At 64.9% G+C, this 21,280-nt stretch carries 22 protein-coding genes and 1 riboswitch; of the genes, 13 read left to right on the top strand and 9 right to left on the bottom strand.

From position 1 onward, the window contains the following. Positions 1–33 precede the first annotated feature (33 nt). The gene (locus LE197_RS20700) at positions 34–417 is read right to left on the bottom strand and encodes an MGMT family protein (RefSeq protein WP_003112757.1); all 384 of its coding nucleotides are present in this window, start codon (positions 415–417) and stop codon (positions 34–36) included. Between LE197_RS20700 and LE197_RS20695 the strand changes: the two genes are divergently transcribed. Then, the gene (locus LE197_RS20695; RefSeq protein WP_003120893.1) at positions 416–1,417 is read left to right on the top strand and encodes a DUF481 domain-containing protein; all 1,002 of its coding nucleotides are present in this window, start codon (positions 416–418) and stop codon (positions 1,415–1,417) included. The genes LE197_RS20700 and LE197_RS20695 overlap by 2 nt on opposite strands. A 114-nt stretch (positions 1,418–1,531) precedes the next feature. Beyond that, complete coding sequence (locus LE197_RS20690) at positions 1,532–2,539, top strand: DUF481 domain-containing protein (protein ID WP_003120892.1); 1,008 nt, start codon at positions 1,532–1,534, stop codon at positions 2,537–2,539. 58 nt (positions 2,540–2,597) lie between these two features. Here the strand turns inward: LE197_RS20690 and LE197_RS20685 are convergent, their stop codons facing one another. Next, positions 2,598–3,356 carry an SDR family oxidoreductase gene (locus LE197_RS20685; protein WP_003094072.1) on the bottom strand — a complete coding sequence of 253 codons (759 nt, stop codon included), beginning with the start codon at positions 3,354–3,356 and terminating at the stop codon, positions 2,598–2,600. Positions 3,357–3,464: 108 nt separating this feature from the next. On the opposite strand from LE197_RS20685, the gene LE197_RS20680 reads away from it, so the two are divergent. From LE197_RS20680 to groL, 4 genes are all read left to right on the top strand, one after another. Continuing rightward, positions 3,465–4,199: a HugZ family protein gene (locus LE197_RS20680; RefSeq protein ID WP_003112758.1), complete on the top strand. Its 735-nt coding sequence runs from the start codon at positions 3,465–3,467 to the stop codon at positions 4,197–4,199. 68 nt (positions 4,200–4,267) lie between these two features. Beyond that, the gene (locus LE197_RS20675; protein ID WP_003094066.1) at positions 4,268–4,735 is read left to right on the top strand and encodes an FxsA family protein; all 468 of its coding nucleotides are present in this window, start codon (positions 4,268–4,270) and stop codon (positions 4,733–4,735) included. Between the two features lie 195 nt (positions 4,736–4,930). Beyond that, positions 4,931–5,224, top strand: a complete 294-nt coding sequence (locus tag LE197_RS20670) for a co-chaperone GroES (RefSeq protein WP_003094064.1) — start codon at positions 4,931–4,933, stop codon at positions 5,222–5,224. Between the two features lie 50 nt (positions 5,225–5,274). Then, on the top strand, positions 5,275–6,918 hold the full coding sequence (gene groL, locus LE197_RS20665) for a chaperonin GroEL (RefSeq protein ID WP_003094059.1): 1,644 nt from the start codon (positions 5,275–5,277) through the stop codon (positions 6,916–6,918). 56 nt (positions 6,919–6,974) lie between these two features. Here the strand turns inward: groL and LE197_RS20660 are convergent, their stop codons facing one another. Continuing rightward, positions 6,975–7,661: a ParB-like protein gene (locus LE197_RS20660; protein WP_003094054.1), complete on the bottom strand. Its 687-nt coding sequence runs from the start codon at positions 7,659–7,661 to the stop codon at positions 6,975–6,977. A gap of 102 nt (positions 7,662–7,763) precedes the next feature. Further along, positions 7,764–7,826, top strand: a riboswitch (Fluoride riboswitch). A 64-nt stretch (positions 7,827–7,890) separates the two neighbouring features. On the opposite strand from LE197_RS20660, the gene crcB reads away from it, so the two are divergent. Together crcB and LE197_RS20650 are read left to right on the top strand one after the other, a co-directional pair. Next, positions 7,891–8,274, top strand: a complete 384-nt coding sequence (gene crcB, locus LE197_RS20655) for a fluoride efflux transporter CrcB (RefSeq protein ID WP_003094051.1) — start codon at positions 7,891–7,893, stop codon at positions 8,272–8,274. 19 nt (positions 8,275–8,293) lie between these two features. Continuing rightward, positions 8,294–8,623, top strand: coding sequence for a DUF190 domain-containing protein (locus LE197_RS20650; protein ID WP_003094048.1), 330 nt, complete (start codon positions 8,294–8,296; stop codon positions 8,621–8,623). Here LE197_RS20650 and LE197_RS20645 read toward each other — a convergent pair. Continuing rightward, a complete protein-coding gene (locus tag LE197_RS20645; protein WP_003094044.1) occupies positions 8,566–9,360 on the bottom strand; it encodes a phosphatase PAP2 family protein in 795 nt (264 codons plus the stop codon). The genes LE197_RS20650 and LE197_RS20645 overlap by 58 nt on opposite strands. A 216-nt stretch (positions 9,361–9,576) precedes the next feature. Between LE197_RS20645 and LE197_RS20640 the strand changes: the two genes are divergently transcribed. The 5 genes from LE197_RS20640 to LE197_RS20620 all read left to right on the top strand — a co-directional run bounded on the left by LE197_RS20640 (position 9,577) and on the right by LE197_RS20620 (position 13,239). Continuing rightward, positions 9,577–10,260, top strand: coding sequence for a response regulator transcription factor (locus tag LE197_RS20640; protein ID WP_003094039.1), 684 nt, complete (start codon positions 9,577–9,579; stop codon positions 10,258–10,260). Beyond that, positions 10,250–11,530, top strand: coding sequence for a sensor histidine kinase (locus tag LE197_RS20635; protein ID WP_003094037.1), 1,281 nt, complete (start codon positions 10,250–10,252; stop codon positions 11,528–11,530). The genes LE197_RS20640 and LE197_RS20635 overlap by 11 nt, the downstream gene beginning before the upstream one ends. Positions 11,531–11,609: 79 nt before the next feature. Next, on the top strand, positions 11,610–12,293 hold the full coding sequence (locus LE197_RS20630; RefSeq protein WP_003094031.1) for a class I SAM-dependent methyltransferase: 684 nt from the start codon (positions 11,610–11,612) through the stop codon (positions 12,291–12,293). A 2-nt stretch (positions 12,294–12,295) separates the two neighbouring features. Beyond that, the gene (locus tag LE197_RS20625; RefSeq protein WP_003094029.1) at positions 12,296–13,000 is read left to right on the top strand and encodes a lipopolysaccharide kinase InaA family protein; all 705 of its coding nucleotides are present in this window, start codon (positions 12,296–12,298) and stop codon (positions 12,998–13,000) included. Then, positions 12,997–13,239: a hypothetical protein gene (locus LE197_RS20620; RefSeq protein ID WP_003102660.1), complete on the top strand. Its 243-nt coding sequence runs from the start codon at positions 12,997–12,999 to the stop codon at positions 13,237–13,239. The genes LE197_RS20625 and LE197_RS20620 overlap by 4 nt, the downstream gene beginning before the upstream one ends. Positions 13,240–13,363: 124 nt before the next feature. Here LE197_RS20620 and pncB read toward each other — a convergent pair whose 3' ends face one another. The 5 genes from pncB to LE197_RS20595 form a co-directional block, all read right to left on the bottom strand. Continuing rightward, positions 13,364–14,560 carry a nicotinate phosphoribosyltransferase gene (gene pncB / locus LE197_RS20615; protein ID WP_003102657.1) on the bottom strand — a complete coding sequence of 399 codons (1,197 nt, stop codon included), beginning with the start codon at positions 14,558–14,560 and terminating at the stop codon, positions 13,364–13,366. Positions 14,561–14,697: 137 nt separating this feature from the next. Beyond that, positions 14,698–17,754 (bottom strand): multidrug efflux RND transporter permease subunit MexW, encoded by a 3,057-nt coding sequence (gene mexW, locus LE197_RS20610; RefSeq protein ID WP_003112762.1) that lies wholly within the window; start codon positions 17,752–17,754, stop codon positions 14,698–14,700. A gap of 50 nt (positions 17,755–17,804) precedes the next feature. Next, on the bottom strand, positions 17,805–18,935 hold the full coding sequence (gene mexV, locus LE197_RS20605; RefSeq protein WP_003102651.1) for a multidrug efflux RND transporter periplasmic adaptor subunit MexV: 1,131 nt from the start codon (positions 18,933–18,935) through the stop codon (positions 17,805–17,807). Between the two features lie 169 nt (positions 18,936–19,104). Then, complete coding sequence (locus LE197_RS20600; RefSeq protein ID WP_003094019.1) at positions 19,105–20,199, bottom strand: DUF1513 domain-containing protein; 1,095 nt, start codon at positions 20,197–20,199, stop codon at positions 19,105–19,107. 10 nt (positions 20,200–20,209) lie between these two features. Continuing rightward, positions 20,210–21,274, bottom strand: a complete 1,065-nt coding sequence (locus tag LE197_RS20595; RefSeq protein WP_003116197.1) for an imelysin family protein — start codon at positions 21,272–21,274, stop codon at positions 20,210–20,212. Positions 21,275–21,280: the final 6 nt, after the last annotated feature.

The raw sequence follows: 21,280 nt of genomic DNA, 5'->3' as shown, positions 1-21,280 counted from the left end.
GTTCCGCAAAAAATAACGCGCACTCTAACCGCTCTACTTCGCTGTAAGCCAGCCATGCCGACGTATGTCCACCCTGTCGTTGTGCAGGAGAACGCCTTCCTCGCGCAAGCGTGCGCGTTGTTCGCGACCGCCGGGACTGTCCGCCGGCAGGCTGATGCGACCGCCGGCGCCGAGAACCCGATGCCAGGGCAGGCGGGTATCCACCGGCAACTGGCTGAGCGTCCTGCCGACCCAGCGAGCGGCGCGGCCTAGGCCGGCCAGTTCGGCCAGTTGCCCGTAGCTGACCACCTGCCCCGGCGGCACCTGCGCCAGCACCAGGTACAGGGCCTCGCGGCGCGCCTGGGCACTTGCCGGGTCGCTGCCGGCCCATGCATGCTCATCGGTTTTCCCTTTCCTGTCCGCCTTGTGAACGCCCATGTCGCTCAGAGCCCTCTGTTCAATCGTCGTGATGCTCCTGGCCGGCCCCGCGCTGGCCGACACCGTATGGCTGGACAACGGCGACCGCCTGTCCGGCGAGATCGTGCTGATGGACGGCGGCAAGCTGGCGCTGAAGACCCGTTATGCCGGCCAGGTGCTGATCGATTGGAAGGATATCGACACCATCAGTTCCGACAAACCCCTGCTGATCAAGCAGCAGGGCGTATCCGGGCAGCGTAGCCGAACCCTGGAGGCGGCGGGCAAGGGCATGGTGCGGATCGTCGATGGCGGCAGCCATACCGTCCCGCTGGCCAGTATTCGCCAGATGGTGCCGCCGCGACCGCTGGTGGAGGACCTGGTCTGGGAGGGCAATCTCGACGTCAAGCTGGATAGCAAGCGCAACGACAGCGACAAGGACGAATGGAAGCTCAAGGGCGATACCCGGCTTCGCCACGGTGCCTGGCGCCACGTGCTGGCGGGGGAAGTGGAGCGGGAAAAGAAGGACGGGCGCAAGGTCGAGGACAACTGGGAGCTGGACTACGACCTCGATCGCTTCTTCGACGAACACTGGTTCTGGCGCGGCAGCTATTCGCAGAAGCACGATGCGATCGACAACCTGGAGCGCCAGAGCGCGCTGGGAACCGGCCCCGGCTACCAGTTCTGGGACGACGAACTTGGGCGTTTCGACCTGGTCGCCGAGATCAGTCGCTGGCAACTGGAGTGGCGCGATCAGCCGCGCGAGGATTTCACCTCCTATTCGCTGGAGTGGGACTACAAGCGGCTGCTCGCCGGCACCCGGCTGGAGCTGTACAGCAAGGGGACCGTGCTGGTTCCCGGCATCGAGCGGATCGACTACCTGCTCGACAGCGAATACGGCCTGCGCTATCGCCTGAACAGTTGGGCGCGTCTTTCGTTCCTCTATGAACTGGACCAGTTGCGCACCGAGGGGGGCACCCAGTCCGACCGGCATTACCTGATCGGGGTCGGCGTCGGCTGGTGACGCGGCTCACCTTTCGGTCGATCCGGCTGAACTTTACCGCCCGTGCCCCGGTCCTTGCTCTGCCGCCCGGCATTTGGATAATGCCGGCCTCTTCGAACCCAACTCAGTTGATTTGTGCTCATGTTGTCGAGAATCCTGCTGTGCCTCGCTGCCCTTGCAAGTTCCACCTCTGCCCTTGCCGATACGGTCTGGATGAAGAACGGTGACCGCCTTACCGGCAAGATCACCCTGTTCGACGGCGGCAAGCTGCTGCTGAAGACCGACTATGGCGGCGACATCACGCTCAAGTGGGACAAGATCTCCACCTTCGAGAGCGAGCAGAACCTGCTGGTCAAGCAGGATGCCGAGACTGGCGAGCACTCCAAGGGCATCAAGGCCGCCGGGCCGGGCCAGGTGACCCTGGTCAACGGCGAGCCGAAGACCGTGGAGCTGGCCAGCATCCAGCAGATGATGCCGCCCAAGCCGATCCTCCAGGACTGGGTATGGAACGGCAACGTCGATTTCTCGCTGGACCGCAAGCAGGCCGAGAACGATGTGTCCGACTACGACATCGATTTCAAGACCAACGCCCGCCACGGACTCTGGCGCCACAACGTGCAGGGCGAGTACAACCGCGAGAAGAAGAACGGCCAGGTCAGCACCGACAATTATTCCGGCCAGTACGCGCTGGACCGCTTCATCGACGACCACTGGTTCTGGCAGGGCCAGGTCGCCTACAAGCGCGACATGATCGAGGACCTGGCGAAGAAGCGTACCGTCGGTACCGGCCCCGGCTACCAGTTCTGGGACAACGAGCTGGGCGCGTTCTCCATCGCCACCCTGGTCAACCGCAACGACTACGAGTTCGCCGATGGCGAGAAGGAGCACTTCTATTCGTCGAGCTTCAAGTGGGACTACAACCGCTACCTGCTGGCCAAGCAGTTCGAGCTGTTCACCAACGGCGAGGTCAGCAAGCCGCTGCAATCCGGCCTGGACTACGAGCTGCAGACCGAGGCGGGGATCCGCTACAAGCTGACCAGCTGGGCTTCGCTGAGCATGAAGGCGGAATGGGACAAGTTCAGCGGCAACGACGGCAACGTCAACCAGCGCCGCTATACCTTCGGCCTCGGGGTCGGCTGGTAAGCCGGCCTGCACGAAAAAGCCCCGCGATAGCGGGGCTTTTTCCTTGCGGGGCCGGGGCCTACAGGCGCAGGCCGCCGTCCAGTTCGAGAACGCGGCCGGTGTAGTAGTCGTTCTCGAAGATGTAGGCCACCGAGTGGGCGATCTCCACCGGCTTGCCCATACGCTTGAGGGGGATGCCGGCGGTCATCTTCTCCAGCGCCTCGGGTTTCATCCCGGCGGTCATCTCGGTCTCGATGAAGCCCGGCGCCACGCCGGCCACGCGGATGCCGTAGCGCGCCAGTTCCTTCGCCCAGACCACGGTATCCGCGGCCACCCCGGCCTTGGCTGCCGAGTAGTTGGCCTGGCCCATGTTGCCGGCGCGGGAGATCGAGGAAATGTTGACGATCGCGCCTTCGTTCTTCAGCTCGATCATCTTCGCCGCCACTTCGCGGGTGCAGAGGAACACACCGGTGAGGTTGACGTCGATCACCGATTGCCATTGGGCCAGGCTCATCTTGCTCAACTGGCCGTCCTTGACCTTGATGGTCAGGCCGTCGCGGAGGATGCCGGCGTTGTTGACCAGGCCGTTGATCGCGCCGAAGTCGCTGGCGACCTGGGCCACCATGTGGGTAACCTGTTCCTCGTCCGCCACGTTGCACACGTAGGCGCGAGCGTCGCCGCCGGCGGCCTTGCAGGCAGCGACGGCTTCGTCGAGACGTTCGCGGTTGAGATCGACCAGGGCCAGCCTGGCGCCCTTGCCGGCGAGATATTCGCCCATTGCCCGGCCGAGCCCCTGGCAGCCGCCGGTGATGATGATGACCTTGTCTTTCAATTGCATTGCTTGGAACCCCACGAGCAGTTTCTGGAAGCGGACCTTGCCGGCACCTGCGAACGTACTTTGATATGCCCGTCCGTTTACGACGGATTCTATGCAAGGAGTCATAAATTGAGCGTTGAAGCTGCAAAGAATGCCCGAGAATTGCTGCTCAAGGAATACCGTGCGGTCCTTTCCACCCACTCGAAGAAATGGCCGGGCTTTCCTTTCGGTTCGGTGGTTCCCTATTGCCTGGATGCCGAAGGCCGGCCGCTGATCCTGATCAGCCGGATCGCCCAGCACACCCACAACCTGCAGGCGGACCCGCGCTGCTCGATGCTGGTAGGCGAGCGCGGCGCCGAGGATATCCAGGCTGTCGGCCGCCTCACCCTGCTGGCCGAGGCGCGGCAATTGGCGGAGGAGGAGGTCGCCGCGGCGGCCGAGCGTTACTACCGCTATTTCCCCGAGTCCGCCGACTACCATCGGGTCCACGATTTCGACTTCTGGGTGCTGCAGCCGGTCCAGTGGCGTTTCATCGGCGGTTTCGGCGCGATCCACTGGCTGGCCGCCGAGCGCGTGCCGCTGGCCAATCCGTTCGCCGGAGAAGCCGAGCGCGGCATGGTCGAGCACATGAACAGCGACCACGCCGCCGCCATCGCCCACTATGTGGAACTGGCCGGACTGCCGGCGCATGCCGCGGCGCAGCTGGCGGGAATTGATACAGAAGGTTTCCACCTGCGCATCGGCCAGGGCCTGCACTGGCTGCCGTTCCCCGCCGCCTGCGGCAACCCCGGGGCCGTGCGCCAGGCGCTGGTGCAATTGGCCAGGGCCGAGCGCTGGCCTACCGTCGAGCCGGAGCAGGGTTGAATTCTTCCCCGGCTGGCGCCAACTACTGGTGGTACCGGGGGCAAACGGGCCCCGCCAAGGACTCTGAAATGCGCGCTTTCCTCTTTCTGCTGTTGCTCTTCCCGCTGGTCGAGCTGGCCGTCCTGATCAAGGTCGGCAGTGTCATCGGGGTCGGCTGGACCCTGTTCCTGATCGTCGCCAGCGCCTTCATCGGTGCCGCATTGTTGCGCGTGGCCGGCGTGGCCACCGCCTGGCGCGCCCGCGAACGACTGGCCCGTGGCGAACTGCCGGAGCAGGAAATGCTCGAAGGCCTGTTGATCGCCGTCGGCGGCGGCCTGCTGATGCTGCCGGGTTTCATCAGCGACATCTTCGGCATCCTCTGCCTGATTCCTTTCACCCGTCGCCTGATGCTCGGCGGCCTGCGCCGCCGCGTCGAACAGCAGGCGCTGCGCCGGCGCGCCTTCGCCGACGACCTGAACGCCCGCTACGGACAGGGTCCGTCGCGGCCGAACGTCATCGAGGGCGAGTACGAGCGCCGCGACGATTCGCGCAACTGAAAAAAAATTTCACTGCATGCCCTTGAAATGGCTTGTGGCGACCTTATGTAACGGTCACCGCAAGGTCCCTGCCACAAGGGCAGGCTGTCTTACGCGGCTCGCGCGTCGAGTCGCAACCCGGCAACGCCGGCTTCAACAAAACCCGCCGGACTTCGATCCGGCCGTTGGAAACCACTGTTTGGGAGAGTTACGACTATGAAGCTTCGTCCTCTGCATGATCGCGTCGTTATCCGTCGCAGCGAGGAAGAGACCAAGACCGCAGGCGGCATCGTGCTGCCGGGTTCCGCCGCCGAGAAGCCGAACCGCGGTGAAGTGGTAGCCGTAGGTACCGGTCGTGTACTGGACAACGGCGAAGTGCGCGCTCTGGCAGTGAAGGTGGGCGACAAGGTGGTCTTCGGGCCTTACTCCGGCAGCAACGCCATCAAGGTCGATGGCGAGGAACTGCTGGTGATGGGCGAGTCCGAAATCCTCGCCGTCCTGGAAGACTGATCGGTCTCACCACTCCGTTTTCACCGAATTCGATTTAGAGGAAAGAGAACATGGCTGCCAAAGAAGTTAAGTTCGGCGATTCCGCTCGCAAGAAAATGCTGGTCGGCGTGAACGTGCTGGCCGATGCCGTCAAGGCCACCCTCGGCCCGAAAGGCCGCAACGTGGTTCTGGACAAGTCCTTCGGCGCTCCGACCATCACCAAGGACGGCGTTTCCGTCGCCAAGGAAATCGAGCTGAAAGACAAGTTCGAGAACATGGGCGCGCAACTGGTGAAAGACGTTGCCTCCAAGGCCAACGACGCTGCCGGTGACGGCACCACCACCGCGACCGTCCTGGCCCAGGCCATCGTCAACGAAGGCCTGAAGGCCGTTGCCGCCGGCATGAACCCGATGGACCTGAAGCGTGGCATCGACAAGGCCACCGTGGCCATCGTCGCCCAGCTGAAAGAGCTGGCCAAGCCCTGCGCCGACACCAAGGCCATCGCCCAGGTAGGCACCATCTCCGCCAACTCCGACGAGTCCATCGGCCAGATCATTGCCGAAGCCATGGAAAAAGTCGGTAAAGAAGGCGTGATCACCGTCGAGGAAGGCTCGGGCCTGGAAAACGAACTGTCCGTCGTCGAAGGCATGCAGTTCGATCGTGGCTACCTGTCCCCCTACTTCGTGAACAAGCCGGACACCATGGCTGCCGAGCTGGATAGCCCGCTGCTGCTGCTGGTCGACAAGAAGATCTCCAACATCCGCGAAATGCTGCCGGTGCTGGAAGCCGTCGCCAAGGCCGGCCGTCCGCTGCTGATCGTCGCCGAGGACGTCGAGGGCGAAGCCCTGGCCACCCTGGTGGTAAACAACATGCGTGGCATCGTCAAGGTCGCGGCTGTCAAGGCTCCGGGCTTCGGCGATCGCCGCAAGGCCATGCTGCAGGACATCGCCATCCTCACCGGTGGTACCGTGATCAGCGAAGAAGTCGGCCTGAGCCTGGAAGGCGCTACCCTGGAGCACCTGGGCAACGCCAAGCGCGTCGTGATCAACAAGGAAAACACCACCATCATCGATGGCGCCGGTGTGCAGGCTGATATCGAAGCCCGCGTCCTGCAGATCCGCAAGCAGATCGAGGAAACCACTTCCGACTACGACCGCGAGAAGCTGCAAGAGCGCCTGGCCAAGCTGGCCGGCGGTGTTGCCGTGATCAAGGTAGGCGCTGCCACCGAAGTCGAGATGAAAGAGAAGAAAGCCCGCGTCGAAGACGCCCTGCACGCTACCCGTGCAGCGGTGGAAGAGGGCGTGGTTCCCGGCGGCGGCGTAGCCCTGGTTCGTGCCCTGCAAGCCATCGAAGGCCTGAAGGGTGACAACGAGGAGCAGAACGTCGGTATCGCCCTGCTGCGTCGCGCCGTCGAATCGCCGCTGCGCCAGATCGTGGCCAACGCCGGCGACGAGCCGAGCGTAGTGGTCGACAAGGTCAAGCAGGGTTCCGGCAACTACGGCTTCAACGCTGCTACCGGCGTGTACGGCGACATGATCGAGATGGGCATCCTGGACCCGGCCAAGGTCACTCGTTCCGCTCTGCAGGCTGCGGCCTCCATCGGCGGTCTGATGATCACCACCGAAGCCATGGTTGCCGAGATCGTGGAAGACAAGCCGGCCATGGGCGGCATGCCTGACATGGGCGGCATGGGCGGCATGGGCGGCATGATGTAAGCCGACCGGCCCCTGTGGTTGGAAAAGCCCCGCTTCGGCGGGGCTTTTTTTATTCCTCAGCGCGGGCAGTCCTGGCGGTAGCCCGGCAGCTCCTTTGCCGCCGGTTCGCAGGCCAGGCGCAGCGCCTGCTTCAGGTCGTCGGGCAGAGTGGCGCGGCTGATCGGCCGCCAGTGCATGCGTTCGCCGAAATAGCGCGCCCAGTGGAATTCGATGAAATAGCTCTGCCGATCCTTGTCGAAGGCGTTCTCGTCCTCGGCGTAGCCGGCCAGGGCGCGGTAGGGATCGTCGCCAAGCCCGGCGAGAGCGTCCGGCAGCGCCTCGGGCGGGATCTCCGCGCCACGCGCATCGTGCAGCCAGACCCAGTGGTTTTCCTGCATCTTCTTCCAGAAGTCGGTGGCCTGAGGTAGCCGGCCGATCACCTTCACCGGTACGCCCTGTTTCGGGTCCAGGCGCCAGAGCGCGCTACTCAGGTGATGGCGATCGGTGAGGTAGAAGCGGCCGCCGGGGCCGATCACCACCGGAATCTCCTTCTTGCGCAAGTAGCGCTCGAGAGCCTTGGGCTTCTTCCCGGCGAGCTTGGCCTGGTCATCCTCGACCTGCAGCAGGCCGACATTCTGCTGGGTCGGGTGGAGGGCCGCGAGCGGCAGCTCGCACCAGCTACCGACAGAGGTTTGCGGCGAGCAATCCTCGGCCTGGGCGGTGGCGGACAGGAACAGGCAGCAAAGCAGCAGGGCTGGGCGCATGGGGGACTCCGGCGAAGGAAGGGGAAAGGTTCCCTAGACTGGCACGCTTCGGGCGATCCGGCGTACTCCGGCCTTTGATAGGTGCCTCGCTTTGTGCCAATCTTGCCGACAGGAGATGGCATTCCTCCTTCAACCGCCCCTGGGGCTGATGATGCCTACGCATGAACCTGGAAAGGCGCGTAGGCGCTCGCCTGCCGCCTGTCCGAATCGCTCCTACAAGGACAGGACTATGTGGAAATCCATTCTCGCCATCGCCCTCGGCGCCGCCCTGGGGGCGTTGCTGCGCTGGTTCCTCGGGCTAAAGCTGAACAGCCTGCTGCCCAGCATTCCCCCCGGCACGCTGCTGGCCAACCTGGTCGGCGGCTATGTCATCGGCGCGGCGATTGCCTATTTCGCCCAGGCGCCGGGCATCGCTCCGGAATGGCGGCTACTGATCATCACCGGGTTCTGCGGCGGCCTGACCACTTTCTCCACCTTTTCCGCCGAGGTCGTCAGCCTGCTTCAGGAGGGCCGCCTGGGCTGGGCCGCCGGGGCCATCGCGACGCACGTCAGCGGCTCGTTGCTGATGACTCTGCTGGGGTTGTTCTCGATGAACTGGATGCTGGGCAAATAGCGCAGCGGGAGGACCGACCATGCAAGGCTATCAACTGACCTTCATCACCCAGCAGGGGCGCTGCCACCAGGGCCAGCCGATCTGCGACTGGCTGCTGCAAGAGGCGCGCCGCCTGGGCGTGCGCGGTGCCACCGCGTTGGCTGCCAGCGAAGGCTTCGGCCAGAGCGGCCGGCTGCATTCGATGCATTTCTTCGAGCTGGCCGACCAGCCGCAGGAAATCCTCATGGCGGTCGATCCCGAGCAGGCAGAACGGCTGTTCGAGTCGATCCGCCAGGCGGGTGTGCGGCTGTTCTACATGAAGGTGCCCATCGAGTTCGGCGTGCTGGGAGCGGACGAACCGTCTCCCTGAACGCGGTTTTCGTCGGCGCCGCCGTTGCGCTGTCCTCGCTTCTCCGGTCGGTAGAGCATCAGGCGGTACAGGCCGAGGCAGATCAGCCAGTCGAACAGCATCGTCCACAGGTTGTGCGAGAGGAAGTGCGCACCTTGCAGCATGCGCGACAGCGACAGCAGGCAGCCCATGGCGAAGGCGAAGGCCAGAGCGTAGCGCGCCAGCCTGGGCTTGCGGTCGCGCAGGGCGAAGAACAGCGCGAACAGGACGAATCCGGACGATGCGTGCCCGCCCGGCCAGCAGCGTCCGGGGTGCTCGGTCGGCGGCCGTGGGCTGAGCAGCGAACTATAGGTTTCCTCGCCGCCGAACTGCGCCAGACTCCAGGGGCACTGCACGGCGGTGAGCGCCTTGAGCGGAGTGACTATGCTGGCTGCAAGGCTCATGGCGAGGAACACATAGGCCAGCGGCCTGCTCAGTGCGCGCCATGGCCGGTGGAACAGTCCGGCGATGGAGACCAGCAGGCCGAGGACGCTGATGGCGATCACCAGTTGCTTGACCCGGTCGTGCAGGATGTTCTCCAGGAACCAACTGTGCCGGCCGATGAAGCCGGCGCCCGGGTCGTACATCAGGTTGGCCAGGGCGAGGTCGAGGGTCACCGGCTCGAAGGCCAGCAGCAGTGCCGCCAGGCCCAGCGGCAGGGCGAGGAACAGCCAGGGGTTGAATGGACGGGAAGGGGAATGGACGGCGGCCTGGGTCATGCGATCTCCAACGCTGGCGTTGACGTTCTCTTGACTTCGACGCTGGTTAAATCCACCGCCGGGGTTCGTGCGCATCCGCAAAGCCGCTATGATCGGCGGCCATGGAAGACGCCATGCAGTCTCTGGTGGCGAGCGTAGAGCCGGTGTGAATCGCCGGTGAAGAATCCGTAAATGCGCGAGAGGCGCTCGATCGGTCTTCCTGCGAAGGAGTGGGACATGCGAATACTGGTGGTCGAAGACAACCGCGACATCCTGGCCAACCTGGCCGATTACCTGTCGCTCAAGGGCTATACCGTGGATTGCGCGCAGGACGGGCTGTCCGGCCTGCACCTGGCGGCCACCGAGCACTACGACCTGATCGTGCTCGACGTGATGCTGCCGGGAATCGACGGCTATGCCCTGTGCCGGCGCCTGCGCGAAGACGCACGGCGCGATACGCCGGTGATCATGCTCACCGCCCGCGACCAGTTGGACGACCGCCTGCAGGGGTTTCGTTCCGGCGCCGACGATTACCTGGTCAAGCCCTTCGCCCTTTCCGAACTTTCCGCACGTATCGAGGCGGTGCTGCGTCGCGCCCAGGGTGGCGGCCGCCGCGAGCTGAGCGTGGCCGATCTCAGCTATGACCTGGACACCCTGGAGGTCAAGCGCGCGGGCAAGTCGCTCAAGCTCAACCCGATCGGCCTCAAGCTGCTCGCCGTGCTGATGCAGAAGAGCCCCCATGTGGTGCGCCGGGATGCCCTGGAGGAAGCGGTCTGGGGCGACGACTGCCCGGACAGCGACAGCCTGCGCAGCCACGTCCATCAACTCCGTCAGGTGATCGACAAGCCATTCTCCGTGGCCTTGCTGCATACGGTGCATGGCGTTGGCTACCGCCTGGCGGAGGAGCCGAATGGAGTATAAGCAGAGCCTCGCCCGCCGGATCGTCATCGCCTTCATGCTGATGACGGTCGCTGTGGGAGGACTGTTCTCCGCCGGCATCGTCGGCGTGGTCCACATCATCGAGGAGCGCCTGATTTCCCGCGACCTGGGCGGCGAACTGGAGCGCATCCTGCGCGACGACCTGGCCCAGGGACGCAACCCGGTGCTCGATCCCGGCATGCGCTTCTTCATCAGCGACGGCCAGGGCTCCTACGCCATGCCGCCGGCGCTGGACCAACTGGATGTCGGTTTCCACGAAGTGTTCGAGGGCGACTTGTCGTTCCATGCGCTGGTGCGCGATATCGATGGTCGCCGTTTCGTCCTGCTGCAGGACCAGAGCGATTTCGAAGCGCGCGAGCAGGTGCTCTACGCCTCGGTGCTGACCGGCTACGTGCTGAGCATCGCCCTGGCCGGCCTGCTTGGCTGGATGCTCGCGCGCAAGGTGATGGAGCCGGTGGTGCGCCTGGCGCGCCAGGTGCGGCATCGCGAACAGTTGCTCGGTCTGGCGCCGCCGTTGGCGCCGGACTACGCCAACGACGAGGTCGGCGAGCTGGCCGCTTCCTTCGACGAGACCCTTGGCCGCCTGCGCGACGCGCTCAAGCGCGAGCAATTGTTCACCAGCGACGTCAGTCATGAGTTGCGTACGCCGTTGATGGTCATCGCCACCTCGTGCGAACTGCTGGCCGAAGAACCCAGCCTCGGCCCGCGCGCCCGTGGCCAACTGGAGCGGATGACCAAGGCCACCGAGGAGATGCGCGACCTGGTGCAAACCTTCCTGTTGCTGGCGCGTGCGCAGAAGGGCGAGGAAAGCCTGGCGCCCCACGGTAGCCTGGAGAGCATCGCCGACGACCTGGTCCAGGTCTGGCGCGAACAGGTCGAGGCGCGAGGACTGACCCTGCACTACCGCAACGAAGGTGCCTGCGCCGGCCAGTTCAACGCGCCACTGCTGCGCGCGGTGATGGGCAACCTGTTACGCAACGCGACCCACTACACCGATGCCGGGAGCATCACGCTGACCCTCGACGAGCATGGTTTCAGCGTCGAGGACACCGGGGCGGGCGTCCCGGAAGAACAACGCGAACGCATCTTCATGCCCTTCGTTCGCGGCAGTTCCAGCTCCGGGCGCGGCGAAGGCCTTGGCCTCGGGCTCTCGCTGGTGAAGCGGATCTGCGCGGCCGAGGGCTGGAGCGTAACCCTCAGCGCGGTGGAGCCGCACGGCTGCCGGTTCGAAGTTTTACTCGATGTTGCTTGACGAAAAATTCACCACCCCTTGACCCGAGCTTGACGGCTGGATTCATACCGTTCGTCTCATGAATCCTGGAGTTCCCGTCATGAACAATCCGCCTGTCGACCTCGACTTTTCTCACAAGTATGATCGCGAGCATGCTGAGGCCTACCTGAAGAAGCATCAGGACGGCCTCGCCCGGAAACTTTCCCACCGGCGCGACGTCCAACTCGCCCGGCACGCGCTGAAGCTCGCGGGGCAGCCCAACCTGGTGCTCGACCTGCCCTGCGGCGCCGGACGCTTCTGGCCGCTGCTGGCGGAAAAGGACAACCGGGTGATCATCGGCGCCGACAATTCCGCGGACATGCTGGCGGTCGCCTGCGCCGGTCAGCCGGACGGTGTGGTGAAACGGGTACGGCCCTTGCAGACTTCCGCTTTCGCCATCGACCTGCCGGACAGCTCGGTGGACAATATCTTCTGCATGCGGCTGCTCCACCACATCGGCGAGGCGGACGATCGACGCGTCCTGCTCCGCGAGTTTCACCGGGTCACGCGGGACAGCGTGATTCTTTCCCTCTGGGTCGATGGCAATTTCAAGGCCTGGAAGCGTAGGCGCATGGAGGCACGGCGGGTAGCGAACGGGGAACAGACCGGCTACCAGAACCGCTTCGTGTTACCAGCCGAAACGGTCGAGCGCGAGTTCCGCGACGCCGGCTTCGTCGTCCAGAAGCATCTCGATTTCATCCCGCTGTATCACATGTGGCGGGTCTATATCTTGCGAAAGGAATAACGATGGCTCCCGATCTGGCATCCCTGCAACGTATCTCCGGCGACTCCGCCATCGACCAGTGGTTGCAGGTACCCGGCAGCTGGGTCGAGGAGCCCAACGAGCGCCGCGGCGGGGCCAGCGGCGTGCAGCGGGTGTACACCGGCGATGGACGGCTGCTTTATCGCAAGCAGCAGACCGGCCACGTCTACCGCGACTGGCAGCGCCCTTTCGGCTATCCCACCGCCATGCGCGAGCGCGATGCGCTACGGGCCTTCGAGTCGCTTGGTATTCGCGTGCCGCGCCTGGTCTATTCCGGCTGCCGCAAGGTCGACGGACAATGGCAGGCGCTGCTGGTGACCGAAGCCCTGGAGGGTTTCTCCAGCCTCGACGAGTGCTATGCGCGCGGTGACCAGGACCGCTGGGGCGAAGCGAAGCACCAAAGAATTCTGCAACAAATCGGCGCTACCATTGCCCGGATGAATCTCGCCCACTGGCAGCACGGTTGTCTCTATCCGAAGCACATCTTCGTCCGCGTCGAGGGCGAGGCCATCGAAGTAGCGCTGATCGACCTGGAGAAGAGCCGCCGCCGCCTTACGGTGAACAAGGCGTCCCAGCACGACCTGAAGCAGTTGAAGCGCCGTTCGTCGTGGACTGGCGCGCAGTGGCAAGCCTTCATCTATGGTTACCAGACGGCGTTTGGCAGCGCCATCAAAGGGTTGCAGACATGAAATTAGAAATCACTCGAGGTTTGTTGCTGGTCGGCGCTCTCGCCGTGGCTACAGCCGCGGCTGCCGCCTGGCACGAACCCGCGCCGAACGTGGTGCAGATGAGCGGCGGTCATGAGTACTGCCCGACACCTTCGGCGCTCAAGGCCGAGCGGCCGACGCGCCAGGAGGTCCAGCCGAACAAGGACATCCTGCTGCTGATGTTCGGTCTTTCCCAGGGGGGAGCCAGCCTGTCGCGCTGAGTCTCCTTGTCGAAAAAGCCCCGCCTTGGCGGGGCTTTTTCATGGGCGATGAGATCGTCGGAGGCATGGGCCGAATAAGGACCAGGCCTCATGCGCCACCTTGCCGCAGCGCGCCAGGCTTGCTCTAGGCGACCTGGAACACGTGCTTGAGGTAGTGGATGAAGTCAGGGTCCCGGCATTGCGCCTTGCCGGGCGTATCGGAGATCTTTGCCACCGGATGGCCGTTGCAGGCGCTCATCTTCACCACGATGTTCATCGGCTCGACGCCCGGCAGGTCGCAGGTGAAATGCGTACCTATGCCGAAGCTGACGTTGATCCGGCCCTGCAACGCGCGATAGATCTTCAGGGCCCGCGGCAGGTCGAGGCCGTCGGAGAACACCAGGGTCTTGGTCAGCGGGTCGATGCCCAGCTTGAGGTAGTGGGCGATGGTCTTTTCCGCCCACAGCAACGGGTCGCCCGAGTCGTGGCGGAGGCCGTCGAAGAGCTTGGCGAAATAGAGGTCGAAGTCGCGCAGGAAGGCATCGGTGGTGATGCAGTCGGTCAGCGCGATGCCGAGCAGCCCACGGTATTCGCGGACCCAGCAGTCCAACGCGGCACTCTGGCTGTCGATCAGGCGCGGACCGAGCTGCTGGTGGGCCATCAGCCATTCGTGGGCCATGGTGCCGAGGGGCTTGAGGTCGAGCTTGCGTGCCAGGTGGACGTTGCTGGTGCCGACGAAGCAGCCCGGAAAGTCCTCCTTCAGACCGCTCACCACCGCCTCGTGGACCCGATAGGAGAAGCGGCGGCGGGTACCGAAGTCGGCCATCTTGAAGCCGGCCAGTTCCTCGGCGCTGGCCTCCCGGCGCAGCCAATCGAACTTTTCCTGCAGGCGTTCGCGCGCCTGCTCGACGGTGGCGGCCGGGTAGCGGGCGCGGTTGCGCACCTCGCTGATCATCGCCAGCAGCGGCACTTCGAAGAGGATCACGTGCAGCCAGGGACCTTTCAGGCGCAGGAAGAATTCGTCGTTCTCGATGCCGGTCTGCACGTAGCGCGGGTTGAAGCGGAACAACCCGAGGAAGCGGATGAAGTCCGGCGCGAGGAAGGGAATCCGTTCGAGGAAGGCCAGTTGCTCGTCGCTGATCGCCAGGCCCGCCAGGTATTCCAGTTGTTCGCGGATGGCCGGCAGGTACAGGCGCAGGTCTTCCTGGTTGCGGCAGCGGAACTCCCATTCCACCTCGGCGTTGGGATAGTTGTGCAGCACCGCCTGCATCATGGTCAGCTTGTAGAAGTCGGTATCCAGCAGGTTCTGCACGATACGTTCGGAAAAAGCGCTCTCGGCCATGCTCGTCTCACCACTGCGTTTCAGCGGGCAGTCTACTGGAGGCGGCTGCCGGCGGACATAGGATCGCGCCCGGAGGGCTGTGGGATGGGGCGACAGCGCCGGCGGACAGCGCTGTTGTCGCTGTCCGCCGTTTCCGATCAGTGTGCGTTTGCCGCTTGCGTCACGCCTGGCGGGGCATCCGGCCTGGCCACCAGGGTGTAGATGCACGGCAGGACGAACAGGGTGAAGAGGGTGCCCACCGACATGCCGGTCGCGATCACGATGCCGATGTCGAAGCGACTGACCGCCCCGGCGCCGGTGGCGAGGATCAGCGGGATCACCCCGAGCACCATCGCCGCGGTGGTCATCAGTACTGGCCGCAGGCGGATCGCGGCGGCCTGCTCGATGGCCTCGCGACGCCCCAGCCCCTGTTCGTGGCGCAACTGGTTGGCGAACTCGACGATCAGGATGCCGTGTTTGCTGATCAGGCCGATCAGGGTCACCAGGCCGACCTGGGTATAGATGTTCAGGCTCGACACGCCGAGGAACAGCGGTATCAGCGCACCGCAGATCGACAGCGGCACGGTGACCATGATCACCAGCGGATCGCGGAAGCTTTCGAACTGTGCGGCGAGGACCAGGAAGATGATCGCCAGGGCCAGTCCGAAGGTGACCAGCAATGCGCTGCCTTCCTGCACGTATTGCCGGGAAGCGCCGGCGTAGTCGACGGCGAAGCCACGCGGGGCTTCCTCGCGGGCGATCTGCTGAACCGTCTCGATGGCCTCGCCCATGCTGACGATGGGGAAGCCGGAGATGATCGCCGAGTTGAGCTGCTGGAACTGGTTCAGTTGCCGTGGCCGTGCCCGTTCGTGGGTCTCGATCAGGGTCGAGAGGGCGACCAGTTGGCCGTTGCGGCTCTTCACGTAGTAGCTGCCGAGCCAGCCGGGATTGTCGCGATAGGGGCGTTCGACCTGGGCGATGACCTTGTAGCTGCGCCCGTCGATGGTGAAGCGGTTGATCTCGCCCTCGCCGAGCAGGCTGGCCAGCGCCACCCCCAGGTCCTGCATGGAGACGCCCATCTGCGCGGCCTTCTCGCGGTCGATGTCGACCACCAGCTCGGGTTTGTCGAACGCCAGGTCGAGATCGAGGAAGGCGAACTTGCCGGACTCGCTGGCGCGCTGCTTCACCCGTTGCGCCACTTGCAGCAGCGACTCGTAGTCGTTGGCGGTGTTGAGCACGAACTGGAATGGCAGGCCCTCGCCGGTGCCCGGTAGCGACGGCAGGTTGAAGGCGAAGATCTGCACGCCGGGAATCTCGTTGAGCTTCGCCTGCACCGCATGGAGCAATTCCATCTGGCTCTTTTCGCGTTCGTCCCAGGGCTTGAGCAGCATGCCGCCGATGCCGGCCTGGACGCCGTTGTAGCCGTTGATCTGGAACGCCGAGTAATACTCCGGGAAGCTGCGGAAGATGCCTTCGAACTCGGCGGTGTAGCGATTCAGGTAGTCGAGGTTGGCGGTTTGCGGCGAGTTGGTCATGAGGAACACGATGCCCTGGTCCTCTTCCGGCGCCAGCTCCTTCTTGGTGAACATCAGCAGTACCGGGATCAGCGCCAGTACCAGCACGGCGAACACCAGGACCACCGGACGGGTGTCCAGGGTGCCGTGGAGGGCGCGCTGGTAGCGTTGCTTCAGGCCCTCGAAGATCAGGTCGAGGCGATGCGCCAGGCCCGAGGGATTCTCCTCGTGGCGCAACAGGCGCGAGCACATCATCGGCGACAGGGTCAGGGCGACGATCCCGGAAATGATCACCGCGCCGGCCAGGGTGAAGGCGAACTCCTTGAACAGGGCGCCGGTGAGGCCGGTGAGGAAGCCGATCGGCGCGTAGACCGCGGCGAGGGTGATGGTCATGCTGACCACCGGTACGGCGATCTCCCGCGCGCCCTCCAGGGCAGCCTCGAAGGGCGGCTTGCCCTCCTCGATGTGGCGGTGGATGTTTTCCACCACCACGATCGCGTCGTCCACCACCAGACCGATGGCCAGGACCATCGCCAGCAGGGTCAGCAGGTTGATCGAGTAGCCCATGGCCTGCATGAAGAACAATACGCCGATCATCGACAGCGGAATGGTCACCACCGGGATCAGTACCGAACGGAACGCGCCGAGGAACAGGAACACCACCACGATGACGATCAGCACCGCCTCGCCGAGGGTCTTCACCACTTCATCGATGGAGGCCTGGATGAAGCGCGTGGCGTCGTAGGCGATGGACACCTTGAGGTTGGGCGGCAATTGCTCTTCCAGTTCGGGCATCTTCGCCCGCACTTCCTTGATCACGTCCAGCGGGTTGGCGCTGGGCGTGCCCTTGATGCCGATGTAGACCGAGGGAATCCCATTGAACGAACTGATCGCGTCGTAGCTGGCGGCGCCCAGTTCGACCCGTGCGACATCACCCATCAGCACCCGGCGGTCGCCGTCGGTCTTCACCGGGATGGCGGCGAAGGCCTGGGGCGACTTGAGGTCGGTGGAAGCATTGACGCTGGTGACCACCAACTGGCCCTTCACCTCGCCGGCGGCGGCGAGGAAGTTGTACTGCTGCACCGCCTGGTTGATCTCGCCGGCGGTGACGCCGAACGCGGCCATCTTCACCGGGTCCAGCCACAGGCGCATGGCGAACACCTGGTTGCCGAGGATCTCCGCCTCGGCGATACCGGGCAGGGTCGCCAGCTTGGGCTGGATCACCCGCGACAGGTAGTCGGTGATCTGCGGGTTGTTCATCTGCTCGCTGTAGAAGCTGATGTACATCAGCGCCGAGGCATCCGCGGCCTCCTTCTGCAGCACCGGGTCCTCGGCGTCCGGCGGCAGTTGGCTCTTCACTTCGTTGGACTTGGCCAGCAGCTCGGTGACCAGGCGATCGGTATTGGCGCCGATCCGCGCGTAGATGGAGATGGTCGAATAGTTCTGCCGGCTCACCGAGGTCATGTAGTCGATGCCTTCGGCGCTGGCCAGGCTCTGCTGCAGCGGTTGGGTGATGTAGCCCTGGATGGTCTCCGCGTTGGCTCCGGCGTAGAGCGTGGTCACCGTGATCAGCGCGTTCTCCATTTGCGGATACTCGCGGATCACCAGCTTGCTGAAGGCCTGCATGCCGAGCAGGACGATCAGCAGGCTGACCACGCTCGCCAGGACCGGACGACGGATGAACGGATCGGTAAAAGCCATGTTTCAGTCCCTTGGCAAGCCTTCCGCCTTGGAGCGGGAAGGCGCGCGACTCAGTGCTCTTGCTGGAGGTCCCGCTCGGCGACGATGGCCACCGCGGCGCCGTTGTCGAGCTTCAGTTGCCCGGAAGTCACTACCTGCTCGCCGCCCTCCAGGCCTTCGAGCACCACCGCCAGGCCTTCGCGGCGTTCGCCGATCCTGACGAAGCGGCGCTCGACGACCCGTTGCGGCTGGCCCTTGTCATCCTTCGACACCTGGCCCTGCTCGTCCTTCTTCTGCCCGACGACGTAGATCGAGTCGCCGTAGAGGGTGAAGGTGATCGCCGTCTCCGGCACCACGACGCGTTGTTCCTCGCCAGGCAACATCACCTCGAGGTTGGCGAACATGCCCGGCAGCAGCTTGCCGTCCGGGTTCTCCAGGGCGGCGCGGACCTGCAGGTTGCGGGTCTCGTTGTCGACCTTGGGGTTGATGGCGGCGATCTCGGCGTCGAACACCTGGCCGGGGTAGGCGGCGACCCGGACCTTCACCAACTGGCCGCGGCTGAGCAGGGGGAAGTCCTGCTCGGGCAGGTGGAAATCCAGGAGCAGGGTGGAAAGGTCCTGCAAGGTGGCGATCGGCGTCCCGGGCGAGACGTAGTCGCCGACGTCCACCTGGCGGATGCCGATGGTCCCGGCGAAGGGCGCGAGCACGCGCTTCTTCGCCAGTGCCGCCTTCAGTTCGGCGACGGTGGCGCTGGTCTTGGCCCACTGCGCGGCGAGGCGGTCGAATTCGCTTTTCGAGATGGCCTTGCTGCCGATCAGTTCGCGGCCGCGCTGGTACTCGGCCCTGGCCAGGCCGAGATCGGCCTCGGCAGTGCGCAGGGTGGCTTCCTCGACGTCGCTTTCCAGCTGGATCAGCGGTTGGTCCAGCTTCACCTGGTCGCCGGAAAGGAACAGTACGTCGCGTACTGTGCCGGAGACTTCGGCGGTGAGGGTCACGCCCTGGAATGCCTTGAGGCTGCCGATGGCTGGCAGGCGGCTCTGCCAGGGACGCTTTTCGGCCAGGCTGGCGGTCACGCTGATCGGCGGTTTCGGTGCGCTGAAAAGGGCGATCTGCTGACGGATGGAGTAGACCTTGTAGCCGGCGAGAATCGCCACCACGGCGATCACCGCGGCGAGCATGATCAACATGCGGCGGAGCAACATAATCCTGGTCCCTGGTATGCCGAGAGCGCCCCGTTTCGGGGCGAATCCGACACATTACGTGCAGCTTTCAAGGCTTGTCAAAGCACAGGATTGGCGAAAGATTTCAAGCGTGTTGCAGGTCGCTTCCGACTTTCGCGGACCGGTATGGCGAGAGGTTGACGCCGCGCTCTCAGGCCAGGTGCAGGTGGTTGTCCCAGAGGCCGGAAGGCAGCTCCAGCGGTTGCGCGGCGATGCGCTCGCCCTGGCAGTCGTAGAAGCGGCAACGGCCCTGTCCGGACGTGACGACGAAGCCGTTCTTCACCGCGCCCACGCCGGCGCAGTCCGGCAACGGCGCGTCGAGGCGTACGGCACCGCTGTCCAGGTCCCAGATGAAGAAACGGTTGCCGCGCGGGGCGGTCAGGGCCACCAGGCGCAGGTCGTCGTGGATCGCCACGCTGGCGGTGTACTGGGCCATCGCCAGGCGCTGCTCCTCGGCCACCGGGAAGGCTTCGAAGGGACGGCCGGGGCGCTTGATCGCCAGCAGGTCGGCATGTTCGTGGGCATCGCCCATGAACTGCTGGCCGGCGACGATGGTGCCGTCGCGACCGATCGCCAGGTGGCGGACGCTGTTCATCTGCTGCGCCAGGGTTTCCTTGGACAGCAGGTTGCCGTCGCGGCGCATCAGCACCAGGCTGGGCTCCATGGCGTCGAGGTTCATCTCGACCCGGCTTTCCGCCTCGGTGCGAATGCCGCCATTGGCCACTACCAGGGTCTCGCCGTCGGGCATCCAGGAAACCTGATGCGGCCCGAGGCCGTGGGTGGATATCTCGCCGCTGTGCTGCAGTCGCTCGCCGTCGAAACGGTAGACGCCGAGCACGCCGCGACCGGGATCGGTAGTGTCGTTCTCGGTGGCGTAGAGCCACTCGCCGCTCTGGTGGAACACGCCGTGGCCGTAGAAGTGGCGGTCTTTCTGCGAGACCAGGGTCTGCAGCAGGCGACCGTCGTTCAGGTCGATCAGGTAGCTTTCGGTGCCTGGCCGGCGGGCGACGAACAGCGCCAGCGGCAGGCTCGGGTGCTGGACGATGTCGTGGCAGCGCTGGGCCACGCGGGTGGCGAACTGGCACTTGCCGTCCAGGCGGTAGCCCACCGCGTAATGCTGGCCATCGGCGTCGTCGCGCGCCGACAGCACCAGCGGTTGACTACCCTGGCGGCTGAAGCTCCAGCCGCCGAAGGACAAGGCGCCGAGCAGCAGGCTGCCCAGGCCGATCACATGACGTCGCAGCATGGTGCCGACCTCAGTCGCCATCGTTGGCGTTGAAGCCCAGTTGCACGCCGAGGGCGCGGGCCAGGTCGCCTTCGTGCAGGCGGTGGACCACGTTCAGGCTGTCATAGAGGGCGTTGAGCTGGTTGCGCCCGTCTTCGCTGGCGAGCAGTTCGGAGAGCGGTTTCTGTTCCAGCGCCGCCAGCTTCGCGTGGCTTTCGGCGTAGGCGGCGTCGATCTTGCCGGCCAGGGCCTTCTGTTCGGCCGGCAGCAGGGTCTTCAGGCCCTTGCCGTCGATACCTTCCCAGAGCGCCTGGGCGCCGCTCAGGCTGGCGTCCAGGCTGGCCAGCGAGGCGTTGCTGCGCCAGGCCTCGGCCTGGTAGGGCTGGGGAATGCCCTTGCTCTGCCGGCCCAGCGGAGTACCGAGTTTCTTCTTCAGCATGTCCAGGGCGGTGACCTGGACCCGCAGCAGCTCGGCGATCGCCTCGTGGGCGTCGGCATAGCGGTCGTTGGGGAACTTGCTCATCTGGGTGAGCATGCCGCCGTCGTTCTTCCAGCGCGCCAGGATGTCCTGGGCCAGTTGCTGCTGGTGGGTGCCGATGGCTTCCAGCAACGGGCAATAGCGGGCCTTGGTGGCGGCGTCGGCGAGGTCGATCTTGCTGTCGAAGAGGATGTATTCGTAGGCGGAGAGCCCCTGCACCACCACGCTGGCCTTGGCCAGGGCCGCGGCGTCGACCTGCGGGTTGTTCTTCAGCAACTGTTCGACCTGGCGCCCGACCAGATCCTTCTTGTCCGGCCAGAACTGCACCTGCCAGGCGCGGTTGCCCTCGGCCAGCGGGCCGATCAGCAGCGGTTGCAGCTCGGCCCAGGCCTTCTGCGCGGCGTGGAACGCGTCGCGGGCCTTGGCCAGGTCTTCCTTGCCCTGGCAGTAGGCCAGGGCGCTGCTGGCCAGGGCCTGGTCGGCCTCCACCCAGCGGCTGTAGGTCGGCAGGATCACCTGTTGCGCCAGGGCGGCACTGGTGACGGCCTGCGGGTCTTGCGGCGAACAGGCGCCGAGGGCGATGGCGAGGCTGGTCAAGAGCAGTCGTGGGCGGAACATGTGGGC

This window comes from Pseudomonas sp. PS1(2021) (assembly GCF_020405165.1).
Taxonomy (GTDB): domain Bacteria; phylum Pseudomonadota; class Gammaproteobacteria; order Pseudomonadales; family Pseudomonadaceae; genus Pseudomonas; species Pseudomonas aeruginosa.
The sequence above is the reverse complement of the archived record's forward strand: the minus strand, read 5'-3'. Positions and strand labels throughout refer to the sequence as shown.